This window comes from Nocardiopsis moroccensis, assembly GCF_055763695.1.
The window spans coordinates 882,234-902,960 of sequence record NZ_CP199747.1 but is presented as its reverse complement, the minus strand read 5'-3'; the positions used below and the strand labels follow the sequence as shown (position 1 = coordinate 902,960).

12 protein-coding genes are annotated in these 20,727 nt (G+C 70.6%); 7 read left to right on the top strand and 5 right to left on the bottom strand.

The annotated features are described in order from the left end of the window. Nucleotides 1-26 precede the first annotated feature (26 nt). Together ACUKCB_RS03750 and moaA are read right to left on the bottom strand one after the other, a co-directional pair. A complete protein-coding gene (locus tag ACUKCB_RS03750) occupies nucleotides 27-1,214 on the bottom strand; it encodes an RtcB family protein (protein ID WP_473039046.1) in 1,188 nt (395 codons plus the stop codon). A 150-nt stretch (nucleotides 1,215-1,364) separates the two neighbouring features. After that, nucleotides 1,365-2,372 (bottom strand): GTP 3',8-cyclase MoaA, encoded by a 1,008-nt coding sequence (gene moaA / locus ACUKCB_RS03745; protein ID WP_473040913.1) that lies wholly within the window; start codon nucleotides 2,370-2,372, stop codon nucleotides 1,365-1,367. A gap of 309 nt (nucleotides 2,373-2,681) precedes the next feature. Between moaA and ACUKCB_RS03740 the strand changes: the two genes are divergently transcribed. Continuing rightward, nucleotides 2,682-3,503, top strand: coding sequence for a lysophospholipase (locus tag ACUKCB_RS03740; RefSeq protein WP_473039045.1), 822 nt, complete (start codon nucleotides 2,682-2,684; stop codon nucleotides 3,501-3,503). 6 nt (nucleotides 3,504-3,509) lie between these two features. On the opposite strand, the gene yczR is transcribed toward ACUKCB_RS03740, so the two are convergent. Then, a complete protein-coding gene (gene yczR / locus ACUKCB_RS03735) occupies nucleotides 3,510-4,970 on the bottom strand; it encodes a MocR-like transcription factor YczR (RefSeq protein ID WP_473039044.1) in 1,461 nt (486 codons plus the stop codon). A 171-nt stretch (nucleotides 4,971-5,141) separates the two neighbouring features. Here yczR and yczE point away from each other — a divergent pair, with 171 nt between their 5' ends. After that, the gene (yczE, locus tag ACUKCB_RS03730) at nucleotides 5,142-5,831 is read left to right on the top strand and encodes a membrane protein YczE (protein WP_473039042.1); all 690 of its coding nucleotides are present in this window, start codon (nucleotides 5,142-5,144) and stop codon (nucleotides 5,829-5,831) included. Nucleotides 5,832-6,229: 398 nt separating this feature from the next. Further along, nucleotides 6,230-8,035, top strand: a complete 1,806-nt coding sequence (locus ACUKCB_RS03725; RefSeq protein ID WP_473040912.1) for a glycoside hydrolase family 15 protein — start codon at nucleotides 6,230-6,232, stop codon at nucleotides 8,033-8,035. Between the two features lie 207 nt (nucleotides 8,036-8,242). Here the strand turns inward: ACUKCB_RS03725 and ACUKCB_RS03720 are convergent, their stop codons facing one another. Then, entirely contained in the window at nucleotides 8,243-10,273 is a 2,031-nt protein-coding gene (locus tag ACUKCB_RS03720) for a protein kinase domain-containing protein (RefSeq protein WP_473039041.1), read from the bottom strand. Between the two features lie 166 nt (nucleotides 10,274-10,439). Between ACUKCB_RS03720 and ACUKCB_RS03715 the strand changes: the two genes are divergently transcribed. From ACUKCB_RS03715 to ACUKCB_RS03700, 4 genes are all read left to right on the top strand, one after another. Next, on the top strand, nucleotides 10,440-12,098 hold the full coding sequence (locus tag ACUKCB_RS03715) for a serine/threonine-protein kinase (RefSeq protein ID WP_473039040.1): 1,659 nt from the start codon (nucleotides 10,440-10,442) through the stop codon (nucleotides 12,096-12,098). A 114-nt stretch (nucleotides 12,099-12,212) separates the two neighbouring features. Beyond that, nucleotides 12,213-12,887: a uracil-DNA glycosylase gene (locus tag ACUKCB_RS03710; protein WP_473039038.1), complete on the top strand. Its 675-nt coding sequence runs from the start codon at nucleotides 12,213-12,215 to the stop codon at nucleotides 12,885-12,887. Between the two features lie 150 nt (nucleotides 12,888-13,037). After that, a complete protein-coding gene (locus tag ACUKCB_RS03705; RefSeq protein ID WP_473039037.1) occupies nucleotides 13,038-16,274 on the top strand; it encodes an NACHT domain-containing protein in 3,237 nt (1,078 codons plus the stop codon). A 192-nt stretch (nucleotides 16,275-16,466) separates the two neighbouring features. After that, nucleotides 16,467-19,790, top strand: a complete 3,324-nt coding sequence (locus tag ACUKCB_RS03700; RefSeq protein ID WP_473039036.1) for an NACHT domain-containing protein — start codon at nucleotides 16,467-16,469, stop codon at nucleotides 19,788-19,790. On the opposite strand, the gene ACUKCB_RS03695 is transcribed toward ACUKCB_RS03700, so the two are convergent. Further along, nucleotides 19,768-20,565, bottom strand: coding sequence for an SIR2 family NAD-dependent protein deacylase (locus tag ACUKCB_RS03695; RefSeq protein ID WP_473039035.1), 798 nt, complete (start codon nucleotides 20,563-20,565; stop codon nucleotides 19,768-19,770). The genes ACUKCB_RS03700 and ACUKCB_RS03695 overlap by 23 nt on opposite strands. Between the last annotated feature and the right edge of the window lie 162 nt (nucleotides 20,566-20,727).

The window sequence follows — 20,727 nt, the reverse complement described above, 5'->3', positions numbered from 1 at the left end:
GGGCCCGGCCCCGCGCCCGGGACCGTTCAGCCCTTGACGCACACCACCTGGCGCAGGTGGGCGACCACCTCGACCAGGTCGGTCTGGGCCTCGATCACCGACTCCAGGTCCTTGTAGGCGGCGGGGATCTCGTCCACCACTCCGCGGTCCTTGCGGCACTCCACGCCCCTGGTCTGCTCGACCAGGTCGGCCTCGGTGAAGGTCCTGCGCGCCTTGTTCCGGCTCATCCGGCGTCCGGCGCCGTGCGAGGCGGAGTTGAAGGAGGCGGTGTTCCCGAGTCCCTTCACGATGTACGTACCGGTGGCCATGCTGCCCGGAATAACCCCGAACTCCCCCGAACCAGCACGAATCGCTCCCTTGCGGGTGACGAGGACGTCCACGCCGTCGTAGGTCTCCTCGGCCACGTAGTTGTGGTGGCAGGAGATGCGCTGTTCGACCGTGGCGCCGGGGACCCGTTCGGCCAGGACCTGGCAGGCCAGGGCCATCATGACGTCGCGGTTGCGGCGGGCGTAGTCCTGGGCCCAGAACAGGTCCCGGCGGTAGGCGTCCATCTCCGGGGTGCCGGTCAGGAAGACGGCGAGGTCGCGGTCGGGCAGGTCCTGGTTGTGCGGCAGGGACTGCGCCCGGCCGATGTGGTGGTCGGCGAGCTCCTTGCCGATATTGCGGGACCCGGAGTGCAGGACCAGCCAGACGGTTCCGGCGTCGTCCAGGCACACCTCCAGGAAGTGGTTGCCGCCGCCGAGGGTGCCCATCTGGCGCTGGGCACGGGTGTGCCGGGGGTGCACGGCGGAGGCGAGTGCGTCGAACCCGTCCCAGAAGCCGTCCCAGCCGGTGCTGCGCAGGCCGGGGACGCGGGTGGGGTCGACGGGTTCGTCGTGGGCGTGGAAGCCGACCGGGACCGCCGCCTCCAGCGCCGAGCGCAGGGGGCCGAGGTCGTCGGGCAGCCGGTCGGCGGTCAGGCCGGTGCGGACCGCGGTCATACCGCAACCGATGTCGACGCCGACCGCGGCCGGGCTGACGGCGTCACGCATCGCGATCACGGAGCCGACCGTGGCGCCCTTGCCGTAGTGGACGTCGGGCATGACGGCCAGCCCGTGCGTCCAGGGCATCCGGGTGACGTTGCGGAGCTGGTCCATGGCGGCGGACTCGACCTGTGCGGGGTCGGCCCACATCCGGATCGGTACGCGGTCGCCGGGGACTTCGGTGTAGGACATGGGGCCACCTCCCGTTTCTGTCGGGCCCCGGGGCAGTGGTGTGTGCCCCGGACCATCAAGCCAGAGGGAGCGGGGAGGCGGCAACCGGGTTTTCCGGTCCGGGCGGGGCCGCCGGTCCGGGGCGGGTGCGGTTTCCCGGACCGGCCGGTCTCAGCCGCCGATGGCGGACATGGGGCGTGCGGGTTGGAGGAAGCTGGGGTCGTTGATGCCGTGGCCGGGGAGCTTGGCCATGACGGCCTTCTTCCAGCGCTCGGCGATCTCGTCGTCGGTGGCGCCCTCGCGCAGGGGCGTGCGCAGGTCGGACTCCTCGCGGGCGAAGAGACAGTTGCGGATCTGCCCGTCGGCGGTGAGCCGGACCCGGTCGCAGGCCCCGCAGAACGGTCGGGTGACCGAACCGATGACCCCGACGGTGGCGGGTTCGCCGTCGGGGAAGCGCAGGCCCCGGACGTGGAAGAGTTCGGCGGGCGCGCTGCCGCGGGTCCCGGTGTCGGCGGCGTCGAGCGTGAACTCGGTTTCGAGGCGTCCGAGGATCTCGTCCGCGGTGATCATGGTGTCGCGGCGCCAGCCGTGCTGGGCGTCGAGCGGCATCTGTTCGATGAAGCGGAGTTCGTACCCGTGTTCCACGCAGAAGCGGAGGAGGTCGGCGGCCTCGTGGTCGTTGACGTCGCGCATGAGCACGGCGTTGACCTTGACCGGGGTGAGTCCGGCGCTCGCGGCGGCCGCCATCCCCTCCAGGACGTCGTCGAGGCGGCGGCGTCGGGCGAGTTTTTCGAACACGACGGGGTCGAGGGTGTCGAGGGAGACGTTGACCCGGTCCAGCCCGGCCTCGGCCAGGGCGGACGCCGTTCGGGCGAGTCCGATCCCGTTGGTGGTCAGGGCGGTGTGTGGTCGGGGGGTGAGGTCGGTGCTTCCGGCGATGATGCCGGCCAGCCCCCGCCGCAGCAGGGGCTCGCCGCCGGTGAAGCGGACCTCGGTGATACCGAGGCGGGTGGTTCCGATCCGGATCAGGCGGAGGAGTTCGTCGTCGGTGAGCAGCTCCGGTTTGGGGAGCCACTCCAGACCCTCCGGCGGCATGCAGTACGTGCATCTGAGGTTGCATCGATCGGTGAGCGACACGCGCAGGTCTGTTGCCACGCGGCCATAGGAGTCGGCCAGCACGGGCGTCACCCTCTCCAGTCTGAATTGCCGAGCAGGCAGTACGCCAAATTGCACCCACCCGAGGGATACCCACTCTTAAGCGTAGAAGATCCACTTTCACGATGAGTAGCCTGCATCACACCTTTTGGTACATTTCGTCAACAGACACGAGAGAACAGGGCTGTACATGGCTTTTGGCCCAAGCCGGCGGCCTCAATCGTTACCCGGCCGACGCCTGCGCCCGGTCCCGGCCCGTGCCCTAGGGTGACCACTCCGGCGGCGGCCATCCGATCGTCGCAGACGGACACGGGAGCAAGGAGGCAGGACACGGTGATCAGCACACGTGAGTGGGGGCTGGCGGGGGGCCCGGACGGGTCCGGGAAACTGGCCGCGCGGGCCTGGGCGCCCACCGAGGGCGAACCGTCCTGGCTGGCCGTGCTGGTACACGGCTACGGCGAACACCTGGGCCGCTACGAGCAGGTCGCCGAGGACCTGTGCGCCGCCGGGGCCGTGGTCTACGGCGCCGACCACCGGGGCCACGGCCGCTCCTCCGGGGAACGGGTCCTGATCGAGGACTACGCAGAGGTCGTCGAGGACGTGCACCGCGTCCTCACCCAGGCCCGCACCGCCTACCGCACCCTCCCCCTGGTGATGATCGGCCACTCCATGGGGGGCCTGATCGCCACCCGCTACGCCCAGGTCCACCCGGGCTCGGTACAGGCACTGGCCCTGTCCGGCCCGGTCCTGGGCCGGTGGAGGGCGCTGGAGGAGATCGCCGCGGCCGAGGAGATCCCCGACGCACCCATCGACCCCGCGACCCTCTCGCGCGACCCGGCGGTCAGCGAGGCCTACGCGGCCGACGAACTGGTCTGGCACGGCCCCTTCAAGCGCGCCACCGTGAACGCCCTGGCCACCGAGCTGGAGCGGGGCAACGCCGCGGGCAGCCTCGGTTCCCTGCCCCTGCTGTGGGTGCACGGCCACGAGGACCGGCTCGTCCCGGTGTCGGACACCAGGGTCGGCATCGAGGCGGTGGCGGGCGAGGACGTCACCGTGCGGATCTTCCCCGGCGCCCGACACGAGGTCTTCAACGAGACCAACCGTGACGAGGTGATCGCCGAGGTCGTCCGCTTCGCCGGGCGCCTCACCCGCTGACCGAGCTCACAGGTACAGCCGGCCGCGCGGTTGCGAGGGGTGGGCCAGGGTCTCGGCGTAGGCCGCGGCCAGCCGCTCCACCGCGTCGGCCAGCACGTCCGGCGGTCTGGTGTAGGCCAGGCGGAGATAGCGCTCCAGGGTGCCGTCGACGCCGAAGACCGGCCCGGCGGCCGGGTGCACCCCGTGCCGGACCGCCGCCTCGGCCAACGAGGTGGCGACCGGCTGGGGCAGGGACGCCCACAGCACCAGACCGCCGCCGGGCACGCTGGGGCGCCAGCCCGGCAGCCGCTCGCGCAGGGCCGAGAGCAGCGCGTCCCGGTTGCGGCGGAGCTGACGGCTGCGCTCCGCCCGGATGCGCAGTACGTCGGAGAGCAGGTGGGTGGCGGTGAGCTGGTCGTGTACCGACCCGGCCAGGTCGAAGCGCTGGCGGACGGCCATGAGCCGGGTCACCATCGGCGGGGTCGTGCGCACCCAGCCCACCCGCAGCCCGCCCCAGAGCAGCTTCGCCACCGAACCGACGGTCAGCACCCGCCCGTCGGTGTCGTGCACGGCCACCGGGCTGGGCAGGTCGCCGGAGTCGATCGCCAGCTCCGCCCCGGACTCGTCGATGATCAGGTGCGTTCCGGCGCGGCGGGCCTCACGGACCAGGATCCGGCGCTCCTCGTCGTCCATCAGCGCTCCGGTCGGGTTCTGGAAGTCCGGGATCATGTAGGCCGCGGCGGGCCTGCGCTGGCGGAAGGAGTCCACCAGGTACTCCATGTCCCAGCCCTGCGGGGTCACCCCGGTGGTGCGGATCCGCGCCCCGTTGCGGCGCGCGGCGTCCAGGCCGTGCGGGTAGGTGGGTGACTCCAGCAGAACCTCGTCTCCCTGCTGGACCAGCAGGTCCATGGCCAGGGTGATGCCCTGTTGCCCGCCGCTGGTGACGAAGATCTGCTCGGGCGCGGTGGGCAGTCCGCGCTCGACGTAGCGCCGGGCGATGGCGTGCCGTAGCTCGGGCAGGCCGTACGGGTAGTAGCCGATCCCGCCCACGTGCGCGGCGAGCTGCTCCGAGGCGTGGAAGGAGGCCTCGCGGAGCCCGTCGACCGCCGGCGGCGCCGCCACGCCCAGGTCGATCTGCTCGGCGGCGGGGGTGAAGGGCGCGGAGCCCCGGGTGCCGGAGTCGGGCAGGACCGTCCAACTGCCCGCGCCCTGCCTGCTGTCGAGGAAGCTGTTGTCGCGCAGCCAGGCGTAGGCCGCGGTGACGGTGTTGCGGCTGACGCCCAGGGCAGCAGCCAGGTCGCGCTCGGCCGGGAGCCGGGTGTGCGTGGGAACCCTGCCGTCCAGGACGAGCCCGCTCACGGACCGGGCGATCGCGAGGTAGTAGGGACGTTCGACGGGCGCCTCGCCGATCAGCCGGGCGAGCAGACGGCCGTTGATCCTCCGGGTGCCGCCACCGGTACCGGGGCGGTCGGTGCGCTGCCTCGCCATGGGGTTTCACCTCGTCGGGGGAGAAAACGGGCCAGTTGCTGGGATTGGCTCTTCAATACCGGCACCAACTCAGCCACCATACCGATGTGGCCCCACCGATGGACGGTCACCCGATCACCCGATGAATCAGTTCCGGTACGGATCCCGCGCACCCGGAAGAAGAGGTCGTCCTTGTCCGATCAACCCCCGCGCCTCGCCTCCGCCCTGGTCCGCAGGCTGCTGATCACCCCGGTCCTGCCCCGCCCCCGGCTGCGCCGCCTCGCCCAGCTCTACCTCGGCCTGTACATGTACGGCCTCAGCGGCGCCCTGCTCATCCGGTCCGACCTCGGCGCGATGCCCTGGGACGTGCTGCACCAGGGGCTCTCCCTACAGACCGGGCTCTCCATCGGCACCTGGAGCGTGATCGTGGGCGCCCTGCTGATCCTGCTGTGGATCCCGCTGCGCCAGAGGGCCGGGCTGGGCACCCTGAGCAACGTCATCGTGGTCGGCATGTCCGTCGACCTGTCCCTGTGGCTGCTCCCCGCCACCGACTCCCTGCCGGTCCGGATACTGCTGCTGGCGTCGGGGGTCCTGGTGTGCGCGGTCGCGACCGGGTGCTACATCGGCGTGGGCCTGGGCCCGGGGCCGCGGGACGGGCTGATGACCGGGCTGGCGGCGCGCGGGCTCTCGGTCCGCCTGGCACGCACCCTCATAGAGGTGACCGTGGCCCTGGCCGGGTTCCTGCTCGGCGGGACCGTGGGGGTGGGGACGCTGGTGTTCATGGTGGCGATCGGACCCCTGGCACAGGTGTTCCTGCCGCTGATGCGTATGCCCGAGGAAGCACCGGAAAACCCCGCTCTGTCGGGCCGTTGGCCATGCTGACATCGTCGGTTGATCACCACGTCATAACTTCTCCCCGACAAAAGACCCCTATTCCCTGACAAACCTCCCCGCACGTTCGGATGCACGTGCACTCTCGGGTAGCCAGGGCCCGGCGAAGCATGGAAGATGGGGACCGCGGTAAACGGCACAGGGCCGGGTTCGGGCGCTTTCCGCCACCGTCCTTTTCGGCTGCCCTCACCTGGGCACATACCAGGTAAAGGCAGTGGCGGGCGGTCTGGGGGAGGCATGACCCGAACGGCGCTCCGACCTGGAGGCGGGTCGGGTGGGAGACCCCGAACGGGACGCGCACACGCGTGTGCGCGCGGCGGCTCGCAAAGAAGCGACGCGACCCGTACCAACGGGGCGACTCGCGCTCCGCGCAGGACCATGACGACGTGTTGGGGGTGAGCCGCGTGCCCGGCTGGATTGAAGACTACGCAATGATCGGCGACATGCAGACCGCCGCGCTGGTCGGACGCGACGGTTCCATCGACTGGGCCTGCCTGCCCGACTTCGACTCCTCCGCCTGTTTCGCCGCCGTCCTGGGCGACGAGCAGAACGGATGCTGGACCCTGCGTCCCGCCGAGGGCGATCCCCGGGCCACCCGGCGCCACTACCGGGGCGAGACCCTCATCCTGGAGCAGGAGTGGGACACCGGGGAAGGAACCGTACGGGTCATCGACTTCATGCCGCCTCGTGGCGGGGCCCCGCACATCGTGCGGATCGTGGAGGGGCTGAGCGGCACGGTACGGATGAGCACCACCGTGCGCCTGCGATTCGACTACGGCCACGTGGTCCCCTGGGTGCACCGCGCCGGAACCGAACTCGTGGCCATCGCCGGGCCCGACGCGGTCTGGCTGAGCACCCCCGTGGTCCTGCAGGGCCACAACTTCACGCACGACGCCACCTTCACCGTCACCGCGGGCCAGCGCGTGCCCTTCGTGATGACCTGGCACCCCTCCCAGATGGAGGAGTCCGACCACCTCGACGCCGAGAAGGCCCTCTCCCGCACCGAGCGCTTCTGGGAGAAGTGGGTGAACCAGTGCAGCTACGACGGCCCCTACCGGGAGGCCGTCGTGCGCTCCCTCATCACGCTGAAGAGCCTCACCTACCGGCCCACCGGCGGGATCGTGGCCGCCCCGACCACCTCCCTGCCCGAGGAGATCGGCGGGGTCCGCAACTGGGACTACCGGTACTGCTGGCTGCGGGACGCCACCATCACCCTGGAGGCGCTGATCCGCTCCGGGTACACGGACGAGGCGCTGGCCTGGCGTGAGTGGCTGGTGCGCTCGGTCGCCGGTGAACCGCAGCTGATGCAGATCATGTACGGCATCCGGGGCGAGCGCCGCCTCACCGAGTGGGAGGCCGACTGGCTTCCGGGCTACGAGTCCTCGAGCCCGGTCCGGATCGGCAACGCCGCTGTGGGCCAGTACCAGCTCGACGTGTACGGCGAGGTCATGGACGTGCTGCACCTGGCCCGGCGCTCGGGCCTGCGGGGCAGCGACTATCTGTGGGGACTCCAGCGGACGCTGGTCAACTACCTGGAGTGGTGCTGGGACGAGCCCGACGAGGGCCTGTGGGAGGTACGCGGCCCCCGCCAGCACTTCGTCCACTCGAAGGTCATGGCGTGGGTGGCCGCCGACCGTGCCGTGCGCAGCATCGAGGAGTTCGGCAAGGAGGGCCCCATCGAACGGTGGCGGTCCCTGCGGGACACCATCCACGCCGAGGTGTGCGAGTACGGTTACGACCCCCAGCGCAACACCTTCACCCAGTACTACGGCAGCAAGGAACTGGACGCCGCCCTGCTGCTCATCCCCGAGGTCGGTTTCCTCCCCTACGACGACCCGCGCGTGGTCGGCACCATCGAGGCGGTCCGGGAGGAGCTGATGGTGGACGGCTTCGTGCTGCGCTACCGCACGGACCTGGAGAACTCCGCCGACCAGCTTCCCGGCGACGAGGGCGCGTTCCTGGCGTGCAGCTTCTGGATGGCCAACGCCCTGCTGTCCATCGGCCGCCACGACGAGGCCCAGGAGCTGTTCGAGCGTCTACTGGCACTGCGCAACGACGTCGGGCTGCTCGCCGAGGAGTGGGACCCCCGGATCGGCCGCCAGGTCGGTAACTTCCCCCAGGCGTTCAGCCACGTGCCCCTGGTGACCACCGCACTCAACCTGGCCCAGCGCCAGGGCGGCTGGCGCGCCGAGTAGGCGCCTCGAAGCACAGCCCGTCCCGGCGAACACACGGACGCCCCCGCGCCACCGCGCGGGGGCGTCCGCCGTTTCGGTAACGGGCGGAGAGGTAGCCGAATGTGGCCGCTCCCGAAGCGATGGGGAGCGGTCGCCGGGCCGGCGCTGAGCAGCGCAGACAGCCGAAGCTCCCGAGCCCGGGCGGCTTCGGGGCGCACTGCCGCGGGATCAGGTGGTCAACGTGGGGTCGGCCCACACCGGGTAGATGCCCGTGTCATCGCTCTCGACCTCGATGCGCAGGCGCAGGGCGTCCTCGACCCCCACCTCGATCTCCTTCACCTCGCCCAGGCGCAGCGTCTCGGTGGCCTCCGGCTCACCGTCGACGAGAACGGTGAACGTGGTCGTCGCCTCGGAGCTGGAGGTGTCCTCCACACCGATGGTGGCGGTGAAGGTCGTCCAGCTCCGGCCGAGGTTGTAGTCCACCCAACCCGTGCACGAGGAGCTGAACTGCTTGCAGAACCCGGAAACGATGGCGCGGTTGTAGGACTGGCCGTCGATGTCGGCGCGCCCGGTCTCGGGTTCCCAGTAGGTGGTGCTCGACTCGTCGACGATCTCCATCTGGGTGAGCAGCGTGGAATCGTTCTCCGGTTCCCGGGCCTCGTCGTCTCCCAGTACCGACCCGGGGGCTCCACTGCTCTCCTCGGCGGGAGGCGGGGTGGTCCTCTCGGGTTCGGGGCCGGCGCTCTGGGTCTCGGGCCCGGTCGGCTCACCGGTGGCCTCGGGCCCGGCCGGATCCGCGACCTCGACGGAGGCGGTCTCCACACGGTCCATGACGTAATAGGTGGCTCCCCCGCCGGCGATCAGACACAGCACACCGAACACGGCGAACCCGACCAGGAGAGGCTTGCGGGACCTTCGTCTCTGCTCGGGCACGGGAGCGACGAAGGCCGCGCCGGAGTGCGGGGCCCCGTTCCACGAAGGCTGAGAACCGGTGTGGGGCAAGCCCTGGTAGCCCGGGGCCGAGTGCGTGTGGGGCGGTCGGTGCGGAGGGGGACCACCCGGCTGGACCACCGGAGCGGACACGACCGTCTGTGCCGGTGGCGCCGTTCGCGGAGGCGGTGCGCTCTGGTTCCCCTGGACCGGACGCGGCGGCACGCCCTGTGGCCGCGCCACGGAAGACCCCCCGCCCCCAGGGGGCGCGGGCTCGGCAGCCGACACCGCCGGGAGGCTCTCCGGCGGAGGCCCCGGGACCCGTCCTCCCCGCGGTGCCCCGCCGGGCACGCCCGGGCCGGAGGGCACACCAGGGCCGGAGGGCTCGGCCGGGCCGGAAGGGGCGCCCAACCCGTCGGGCTCGGCCACCGGCCCCGTCCACGGCACGGACGTGGCCAGAGAGCGCAGTGCGCGCACCCATTCCGAGGGTTCCGGGCGTTCACCGGACTCGACCGAGAACATGGACATGATCAGCGCCCGCTGCCGCTCACCAGCACCCGCGACCAGCGGCAGCGCGCCGAAGCGTTCCCGCATCTGCTCGGGGGCGGGCGGCGGGTCCTCACCGGTCAGGGCGAAGAAGGCGATGGCGCCGAAAGCGTAGCGGTCGGTGGCGGGCGAGTACTCACCGTTGAAGATCTCCGGAGCCGCGTAGCCGGGGGTGAACCAGGGGCGAGCCGTCATGTGCCGGGCGGCGATCCGGCTGAGGCCGAAGTCGACCAGCGTGGCCTGGCCCTCGTCGCTGATCATGATGTTGCCGGGTGAGAGATCGCCGTGGACCACCACTCTTCTGGAAGGGGTGGCCCGCCCCGAGTGCAGCACGTCCAACACCAGAGCGACCTGTTCGAGGTAGCTCAGTACCTCACGCTGGCCACGCGGTCCCTCCGTGGCGTGCTCAACACGCCAGTCCCGCAGGTCTACGCCCTGCACGTAGTTCATGACCAGGTACAAGGCCCGGTCGGTGCACTCGTCGGCGCTGTCGGCAGCATGCTCGGGGGCGCCCTCGAAGTGCTCGCGGACGCCGACCACTCCGAGACGGTTGATGAAGCGGAGGAGTTCGGCCTGCTCACCCCACTTGGCACTGAGCTCGGCGAACTGCTCCTCGTTCACGGTCACGTCGGAGTTGAGGACCTTGACCACGACGGGTTCGGTCTGCCCGGCAAGATCGACCTCCGCCAGGTAGAGCGTGGCCTCTCCGCCACGCCCCACGGACCGGACCAGGCGGTACTTGTCCGGTTGGGAGTCCGGACCAACGTAGAGATTCAGGCTCACGGCTCTGACACTCATTCCAGAGGGGGCTCACGGGGGTTCTGTATGCCGAGGGCACAGGGAACACAGTAACGGCAGCGGTTGTACGCTTACGTCCTGTACCCCCAGGTGGCCGATGGCGGTCAGGCGGGTCCCACATCCCGAAACAGGCCGACGGTAAGGGGCACGGGTGCCGGAGGAACAGGTCCTGGGCGGCCGTTACCGCCTCCTCTCCCGCCTGGGTGCGGGCGGAATGGGCGAGGTCTGGAAAGCCGTCGACGAACTTCTGGACCGCCCGGTGGCGGTGAAACTGATCCAGCCCGAAAGAGTGGACTCGGCGGAGGCCTCGGCCCGATTCCGCCGCGAGGTCCGGTTGACCGCACGGCTGGCGGGACACCCCAACGTGGTGATCCTGCACGACTTCGGCCATGACGCTGATGACGGGCATGCGGCAGGTGCGGTCTTCGCGGTGATGGAGCTGGTACAGGGGCGCTCCCTGACCGAGGTACTGCGGGAGAGCGGCCCCATGCCGCTTGCCCGGGCCGCCACCCTGGCCTCACAGGCGGCCTCCGGCCTGGGCGCCGCGCACGCGGCGGGGATCGTGCACCGCGACGTCAAGCCCGGAAACCTCATGGTGATCGAGGGCGGCAGTTCCGAGGGCACCCTGAAGGTCCTGGACTTCGGCATCGCGGCGTTGACCGCCGCCACCCGAACCGACCGCATCACCCGGACCGGCCAGGTCGTTGGCACCCCGCTGTACATGTCGCCGGAGCAGATCCGTGGCGACCAGGTGGACCGGCCGAGCGACCTGTACTCGCTGGGCGCCATCCTGTTCCAACTACTGACCGGCAAGCCGCCGTTCCGAGACCCCAACCCGTTGACGGTGCTGCGGATGCACCTCACCGACGCCCCTCCATCGGCCGCCACGGTGCGCCCGGAGGTCCCCAGGGAACTGTCGGGCCTGGTCACCGGGCTTCTGGCAAAGCGGCCCGAGGACCGGCCCGCGCACGCCGAGGAGGTCCGGGAGCGGCTGGCGCCGTTCCTGCCGCCGCTGCGCCCCTCTCCGACTCCCTCCCCTGTCCCAGCTCCGGCGCCGGCCCCCACGCGCCCCTACACCGAGGAGGCCCCGCGGCGCCCCGTGCCGGGAACCGCCGTGCACCCGAACCGCCTGCGCGAACTGGTGGAGGCGGCGCGCGCCCGGGCGGAGGCGGGCGAGTACGGCCCGGCCGCCGAGGAACTGCGTGCCCTGCTGCCCCTGATGCGGACCGCCTTCGGCAAGGACCACCCGGACACCCTGCGGGCCCGGCGCAGAGAGGCGTACGCGACGGGCAAGAGCGGCGACCACGCCCGTGCGGTGCGGGGGTTCGAGGCGCTACTGCCCGACCTGCTCCGGCTGTACGGACCGCGCCATCCGGAGACCCTGGCGGTCCGCTACTACCTGGCCACCAACGCGGGGCGGGCCGGTGACCACGCCCTGGCCGCCCGCACCCACGCCGGCCTCCTGCCGGACCTGGTGTCCGTGCACGGAGAGGACGCGGAAAGGGTGCTGAGCACACGCCTGTACCTGGCCTTCGAGCTGGGCGAGTCCGGAGAGCCCGGCCGCGCGGTGGAGTCGCTGGCCTCCCTCGTCCCGGACCTGGCCCGGCTCCGTGGTGGGGACGACGCCCTCACCCTGAGGGCCCGCCACTACCAGGCCGCCTACCTGGGCCACTCCGGCCGCCCGGAGGAGGCCGTCCGCCACTACGAGGCTTTGGTTGCCCACTACGCCCGCCTACACGGCGAAAACGCCACCCGAACCCGCACCATCCGCTCCCACCTGGCCCAATGGCAAAAACGCATCCGCCGCTGACCGTCTGGCAGGGCCAGGGCAACCGGGCCCGGAACCTGGCGCGGCGGCGTGTGTGACGGGGACGGCCGTCCGAAACGGCTGTGGCTGTCACTGTCTGGCGCTAGTGTTCTGGCCATGCCGAACAGGGACCTGAACGAGATCATGGACAGCGGCTGGGCGAAAGCGTTGGAGCCGGTCGCCCCGCAGATCGCCGCTATGGGTGACTTCCTCCGCAAGGAGGTCGCCGAGGGGCGCACCTATCTGCCTGCGGGCGAGAACGTGCTGCGCGCCTTCCAGCAGCCCTTCGACGAGGTGCGTGTGCTCATCGTGGGTCAGGACCCCTATCCGACCCCCGGCAACGCGGTCGGGCTGAGCTTCTCGGTGGCACCGGACGTGCGGTTGCCCGCCAGTCTGCGCAACATCTACAAGGAGATGGTCGACGACCTGGGCGTCCCGATGCCCCCCAACGGTGATCTCACACCGTGGACGAAGCAGGGCATCCTGCTGCTCAACAGGGTGCTGACGGTGGCGCCGGGCAGCTCCGGCTCGCACCGGGGCAAGGGCTGGGAGGTCGTCACCGAGCAGGCCATCCGGGCGCTGGCCGAGCGTGACAAGCCCCTCGTGGCGATCCTGTGGGGCCGCGACGCCCGCAACCTGCGACCGCTGATGCCGGGTGTCCCGTGTGTGGAGTCCGCACACCCGAGCCCGCTCTCGGCCCGCAACGGCTTCTTCGGTTCCAGGCCCTTCAGCAGGACCAACGAGCTGTTGAGGGAACAGGGCGCCGAACCGGTGAACTGGCAGTTGTCCTAGGGCGTCACACACCACACCCCCTCCCGTAGGACTCTCCCCCGTATTCGCAAAACCCCTTCTGACGTGCGGACTCGGTACCTGCCCCGGTACCGGGTCCGACCGCGTTCCCGCCCCTGTCAGCCCCCCGGACGTGGAAGAGGCCCCGACCCGATGGCTAAACGGCTCAGCTACAGCGACGCGTTGAAGATGCTCGGCAAGAACGACTCGGAGGTGCTGGACCTCGCGGAGAAGGTGGCCGACGGCGGTTTGGGGCTGGTGGGCGTACCGGACCTGTTCGGGGTACGCGGTGCCCTGGTGAGCAGGGGACGCAGGGCTCTGGAGGGGCTCGGCGGCAGGCTGCGGGGCGAGAGCAGGCTGGCCCGGACGGAGAGGATCGAGGCCGCGTACAGGGTCCTGGTGATCACGACCTTCTTCGAGGCGGTCGAGGAGGCCCTGCGGGAGCTGGAGGCGCCCTTCGAGTTGAAGGACCTGGAGATCACCGCCGAGGAACAGTTCTCCGTCTTCGCGAAGCAGCTGGACGCCGTCGACTACATGTCCCCCGCCGACAGGGTGAACGCTTCCGCGAAGGCCCTGGGCAAGCACGCCGAGGACGTCTTCTCCGCCCTGACCGACGCCTTCGTGGAGTTCGCCCTGGGGCTGGAGGTGGCGGAGCGGCACGGGCTGACCCCGCAGAGGCACACGGTGCTCGGCAAGCTCCACGACTTCGTCCCTCTGCTCGCCCGCCACGGACTCGACGAGGCCCTGCTGCGGCTCGCCGCGGAGGCGCCCGAGTTCGGGCTGTGGCTGCACGTGCAGGAACACGCCAAAACCCGGCGGGAGATCGGCACCGGGCTGAACGGGCTGTACAGGGAGCTCTCGGCCCTCGGCTCGGGCCGCGCCGCCACCCGCCGCAGGCAGGAGCTCACCGCCGCCTACCAGGCGGTCCTGGGCCGCCCGGTACTGCGATCGGACGACGTCCCGGCGGGGCTCACCCTGCCGCCGCTGCGCGACGCCTACATCCCGCCGCGCGGCCGGATCTCGCAGGTGACCACGAGCGGGGACGCCCCCTCCCGCGACGAGTGGTGGGAGCAGAGGAGGGTCCAGGACGACCTCCAGCCGTTCGTGGCCGCCCTGCTCACCCACCCCTCGGCCACCGAGAGGCCCGTGGTGATCCTCGGGCATCCCGGAGCGGGCAAGTCCAAGTTCACCGAGATGCTCGCCGCCCAACTGCCACCGGAGGACTTCCTGCCCGTCCGGGTGGAGCTGCGGGCGGTCAGCCCGAACGCTCCCCTGCACGTCCAGATCGAAGAGGGCCTCGCCGCGGACCTGCACACCTCGGTCTCCTGGCGGGAGCTGTCCGACGACTCCGACGGCGCGCTCCCGGTGATCATCCTGGACGGGTTCGACGAACTCCTCCAGGCCACCGGGGTGGACCGCTCCGACTACCTGGAACGGGTCCAGGAGTTCCAGGAGAAGCAGGAGAACATGGGCCGACCGGTGGCGGTGGTCGTCACCAGCCGGACCCTGGTGGCCGACCGGACACGCTTCCCCACCGGAACCACCATCCTCCGGCTGGAGCCCTTCGACGACGGCCAGATCGAACAGATGCTCCAGGTGTGGAGCCGGGCCAACGCCGGCGCCTTGAGTTCTTCCGAGCTGAGCCCGCTCACCGCGGACGTCGTCCTCCGCTACCGCGAGCTGGCCGAACAGCCCCTACTGCTGCTCATGCTGCTCATCTACGACGCCCATGACAACGCCCTGGTCAGGGCCTCGGAGACGCTCTCCCACGGACAGCTCTACGAACGCCTGCTGCGGATGTTCGCCCGGCGGGAGGTGGACAAACACCACCCCGGCCTGGGCGGCCGGGCCCTGGACCGGGCGGTCGAGGACGAGCTGCGCCGGCTGGAGGTGGCCGCGACGGCGATGTTCGTCCGGGGTCGGCAGAGCGTGCGCGCCGAGGAACTGGACCAGGACCTGGCCGTGCTGATGCCCGAGGCCGCCCGGGTCCCGGACGACGCCGACCTGCACGGGCGGATCGCCCCGGCCCACCAGGTGCTGGGCCGGTTCTTCTTCGTGCACGAGGCGCGGTCCAGGAGCACCGACGGCACCAACAGCGCCTTCGAGTTCCTGCACGCCACCTTCGGCGAGTACCTGGTGGCCCGCATGGTGGTCGCGGTTCTGGAGGAGCTGGCCGAGGACCGCGCCCGGGCCTCCCGGCGCCGGAGCAGGGCCGCGCACCTGGACGACGGCGAACTGTACGCCCTGGCCTCCTTCGCCGTCTACGGGGGCCGCGACAAGGTGGTGGCCTTCCTCGACGAACTCCTGGGCCGTCTCCTGGCGCAGGACCCGGGCCTGCGCCAGGAGCTGCGTGCGCTGCTGGTGGAGCTCTTCCAGGAGGCGCCCTTCCCGGCGCCCAACCGCTCCTTCGCCGAGTACGAACCCGTCCGGCTCCCGGTCACCGTGCGGGAGAGCCACTACACCGCGAACCTGGTGATCCTTCTGGTCCTGCTCAGTGAGGAGTCCGTTCCACTGGAGGAGCTCTACCCCGCTGACACGCCGGACCCCTGGCAGGCATGGCGGCGGACGGTGTCGCTGTGGCGGGCCCTGCCCTCCTCCCAGTGGTTCGGGCTGATGGACACCGTGCGCCTGCGTCACCTGGGGTACTGGGAGGCGGAGAACCCGGTCACCGTGCTGGAACGTGAGCGGGGCGGTCCCTTCAACCTCGGGGAGTGCGTGGGTTTCGAGCTGCGCGCGGACGTGGAGGGCAGTACCGCGAACCTCAACCCCTACGAGGTGACGGTCCCCTCGGGGACGGTGACCTCACGGCTGCTCAGGTCCATCGCGATGCGCGCCAACGGGACCGCCTCCCGGCTGGCCCTGATCCTGACCCCCTATCTGCGGTACGTCTCCGACGACCTGGGGACCTGGTACTCGGGTTCCGGCGACGGCAGGAGCTGGGTCGAGGCCCACGAGGTGCTCCGGCTGCGGCTGGAACCGATCGACCAGCTCAGCGACGCGCAACTGGCCCAGCGCCTCGGCAGCTACGCACGCCTGCTGGACACCGCCGCGCTGGGCAGGATCGAACTGCTCACCCTGCGGCAGGCGGCGGAGGACCTGAGGCTGTGGTCAGGGCGCGGGGACGTGAGGAACGCGTTGGCACAACTCGTGGACGCCTTCCTCCGCAGGTGCCGGGAGATCATTGAGGGCCCCCAGGTCAGCCGCGAGACGCTGCACGTCCTCCTGGAGGAGCTGGAACCGCACACCGGCATCCCGGCGTGGAAGCTCGTCAGCAGGTGGGAGTCGGAGGGGCGTGCCCGCGAAGACGTCCCGGAGACCGACCCCTCGGTCCCCTTCCTGGTGGGAAGACTGCCCGAGTCCCCCCACGGCTCCACCGGTCCCCTGAGCTGACGTCTCACCGGGGTTGTCCACAGCCCCCGGGAACCCCTTCTGTGCCTTTCCCGTCACATTTAGTGTGGGAAGTGAGCAGGAGCCCGTGCACGGCCTGCCTCCCCGACCTCCCGCATCGCCCCCCATGACCCTGGTGGAGCACCGCCCGAAGAGCACCCGGAACCGAACGCATACGGAAGGGTCACCCCCTCGATGGCGAAGCAGCTCAGCTACGCGAACGCGCTGAAGAGACTCGGCGGGCAGGACCGGCCGTTACTGGACCTCGCGGAGAAACTGACCAACGAGGGGATGGACGCGGCCGGGGTGCCCGGGCTTTTCGGGCTCCGGGAGTTCGTGGTCGGTCACGGACGCAGGGGCCTGGAGAACCTGGGGGACAAACTCCGGGGCACCAGCAGGCTCTCCCGGATGCAGCGGATCGAGGCGGCCCACAGGCTCCTGCTCGTCGTCTCCTTCTTCGAGCCGTTGGACGCCTGCCTGTCCGAGGCCGGGGTACGTCTGCGCTCCGAGGATCTCGAACTGACCGCGGACGAACAGGAGGGGCTCCTGGAGCGCGCGCTCCGGGCGGAATCCGTCTACGCCCCCGCCGGGGACTTCGTGTGGGACCGGGAGAACCTCTTCGACCGGGCCGAAGCGGTTTTCACGGCCGATTCCGAGATACTGCTCCAACTGGTCCAGGGCCTGGCGGCGACCGAGCGCGCCGGGATCGACGCCGGACACGGCGGCAGGCTGGCCACGGCGCTGAGGGAGGACCTTCCCCGGCGGGCCCTGGCCGCCTACCGGGACCACTACCTGGAGCTGTGTACCGAAGCCCCCGAGTTCGGCATGTGGGCGCAGTTGCGCGAGCACGAGAAGACCCGCAGGGAGATCCAGCAGGTGGGGGACGCCTTCGCCGGGCTGCACGAGAGGCTGTCCCGAATCGGCTCGAGCAGAGAGGTGGGCGCGCTGCGGGGCCGGCTGGCCCGCAAGTACCAGGCGCTGCTGCGCAAGCCGGTGCTCCCGGTGGAGGACGTGCTCCCCGAGGACCTGCCCGCCGGGATGGTCATCCCGTCCCTGAGCGACTGCTACGTGCCGCCGAGCGCCCGTGTGGCCCGGGTCTCCCAGGGAGACGCCCCTTCCGCCAGGGAGTGGTGGCAGGAACAGGCACTCCTCCCCGACCTGCAACGGTTCCTGGCCGCCCGGCTCACCCATCCGGACATGACCAGGTACCCGACCGTGCTCCTGGGCGAACCGGGGGCGGGCAAGTCCAAGCTCACCGAGGTTCTGGCCGCGCAACTGCCCGAGGAGGACTTCCTGGCGGTCCGGGTGGAGTTGCGCTCGGTCAGCGCGGACGCAGCCGTGCACACCCAGATCGAGGAGGGGCTCGAACACGACCTGCTCACCGGGGTCCGCTGGACCGAGCTGCTGGCCGAGGCCGAAGGCGCCCTGCCGGTGATCATCCTGGACGGTTTCGACGAACTCCTCCAGGCGGCCGGGGTGGAGCGGTACAACTACCTGGAGCAGATCCGGGACTTTCAGGCCCATCAGGAGGACATGGGGCAGCCGGTGGCGGTGATCGTCACCAGCCGCACGCTCAGCGCCAGCCGGGTCCGCTTCCCCGAGCACAGTACGGTGATCCGGTTGGAGCCGTTCGGTGAAGGACAGATCGAGCGGGTGCGGAGGGTCTGGAACCACGCGAACTGGGAACTGTTCCGCTCCCCCGGACGCCGCTCTCTGAGCCTGGACCGGTTGATGGCCTACCCGGAGCTGAGCCGGCAGCCCCTGCTGCTGTTGCTGCTGCTGGTCTACGACGCGCAGGACAACGACCTGCAGCAGGCCCCGGACTCACTGTCCCTGGGAGAGCTGTACGAGCGGCTACTGACCACCTTCGTCCGCCGACAGGTCCGAAAACACCGTGACTCCCTCGCGGAGAGGGATCTGCGGCGGGAGGTCCAGGGCGAGCTGCGCCGTCTGGAGGCGACGGCGCTGGCGATGTTCACCCGTCAGCGGCAGAGCGTGGGTTCGGCGGAGCTGAGCGAGGACCTCAAGGCGCTCAAGCTGGACGGCCCCCGACCGCAGGCGGAGACCAGCACCAGCCTCCCGATCAAAGCGGCCGACCTGCTGCTGGGCCGGTTCTTCTTCGTGCACGTGTCCCGGGCCAACGCCGGCGGGCCCGACGAGGCCCCCCTCAGCGCGTACGAATTCCTGCACGCCACCTTCGGCGAGTACCTGACGGCACGGATGGTGCACCGGGCACTGCGTGCCCTGGTCAACGAGCGTGTGCGCCACGAGGAGGAGGATTCCTGGGGTGAACCGCCGAACGACGGCCTCCTGTACGCCACCTCCTCCTTCGCCTGTTACTCGGACCGGGAGCGGACCGTCGACTTCCTCCGGGAGCTGATCGGGAAGGACATCGGCGGGGACGAGGGACGGCGCGCGCACTACTGTGCACTGCTGGTCGAACTCTTCCGGCAGGCCCCCTACCCGTCCCCCGACCGCCTGCACTCCGCCTACCAGCCCCGGCGCCTCCCCCTGACCAGCAGACAGGCGCTCTACACGGCCAACCTGCTGGTCCTGTTCCTGATCGCGCGGGGCGAGCCGGTGGACATCCGTGAGCTCTTCGCCGACCCCGACGGAGAACCGCCCGCCCTGCACCGATGGCGTTCGGTCGCCGCCCTGTGGCGCGCCCTGCCCTCGGCCGACTGGTTCACCGTCCTGGACACCCTGAGGCTGCGTCACCACGAAGGCGGCAGGGCCTTCCTGGAGCTGGAGGTCGGATCCCCCGTCAGGGTCGGTGAGAGCACCAGGTTCGAACTTCCGGAAGGCATCCATACGACCGAGTCGGGCCCCACACCAGCGGGCGAGGCCCACTCACGGACCGTGCCGTACAACGGGCCCAGCGGCCAGATGCTGCGGTCCATGGCGCTGCGGGTCAACGGCACCGCCGCCCGGCTGACCGTGGACCTGTTCCCCTACATCGAACTGCACCCGAACGACCTGGGTACATGGTCCGGACAGTGGTCCAGTCGCCGGGCCTCCGAGGAAGTCTGGTCCCGCACCCACGAACTCCTCCTGCTGCGCCTGTCCCCTGCCGCAGAACGGCCCGCGCGCAGACTGGACGCCTACCGCAGGGTCCTGAGCTACACGATGGACGCATCCGGCCTGTTGGCCCTCAAACAGGCGGTCGAGGACCTCCGGAGCCCGACGGTGGACGAGGAGTACCGGGCAGAGCTGTGCCGCATGCTGAAGATCTACCTGAATGACACGGCCCAGCTGGGACACATCCGCCCCCACAGCGGCGAGACGAAACTGGTCCTCGACCAGCTCTCCCCGTATGTGCCACCGGGCGCGGTCGAACAGGTACTGGCCAAGCTCGAGGCCTCGGAGGACGTGCCGGCCCCCGAGGAGACTCTCGCCTCGGGCGGGCTCACGGGATCGGAGAACAGCGTGGTGGACCTCAGGCCCTTCGTGGACGAAGCGCACCAGGACCCCTGGTCCACCCTCCGTGAGAACCCGTCTAACCCGCCAGAGCCCTTTTGACCAGGGCCGGGACGACGTCACCGATGGGGTCGTGCAGGACCGCGCCGGCGTAGTCGTCGTAGGGGGTGGGTTCGGCGTTGACGATGAGCAGCGACGCCCGCGCCATCATGGCGACGTCGCACAGTCCGGCCACCGGGTGAACGGTCAGGGAGGTGCCCACCGCCATGAAGACGTCGCACTCGCGGGCGGCCTGCGCGGCCCGTTCGATGACCTCGGGGTCGAGGCGCTGACCGAAGGAGATGGTGTCGGACTTCTGGATCCCTCCGCACTGCGCGCAGCGCGGATCGGACTCGTCGTCGAGGCGGGCGAGCACCGCGGCGCTGGGGGTGCGCAGCCCGCAGGCCATGCACATGACCCGGAGCATGGTGCCGTGCACCTCGACGACCTCGTCGTCGGGGACTCCGGCGCGCTGGTGCAGGCCGTCGATGTTCTGGGTGATGAGCGCGTGCAGGCGCCCGGAGGAGGCCAGGTCGGCCAGCGCCTGGTGGGCGGCGTTGGGTTCGGCCTCCCAGACCTGGTGAGCGCGGCGGGCCAGCCAGGTCTGGCGGCGCACGTCCACGTCGCCCATGTAGGTGTCGATGTCCGACATCGCCTGGGCGTTGGGGTTGGTGGTCCACAGCCCCTGAGGGCCGCGGAAGTCCGGGATTCCGGAGTCGGTGGACACTCCGGCACCGGTCAGGACGGTGATGCGTCGGGCGGACGCCAGCAGCTCGGCAGCCTGTTCGTACCCCTCCGGGTCGGCGAACGGCGCGGTGTCGTCGGTCATCGAGGCCATACCCCATTCTTACAGCGAGTTTGCGCGACTTTCCCAGGGCTTGGTCCGCCGTGACCGTCTCCGGGCTCTTCTTGGCCTTAACCTCGGGGAACGCGTGGGGCACGCGGGTGTAAGACCCGGCCGATGCACACGAGAAGGGCAAAGGGTGCAAAAATCGACACA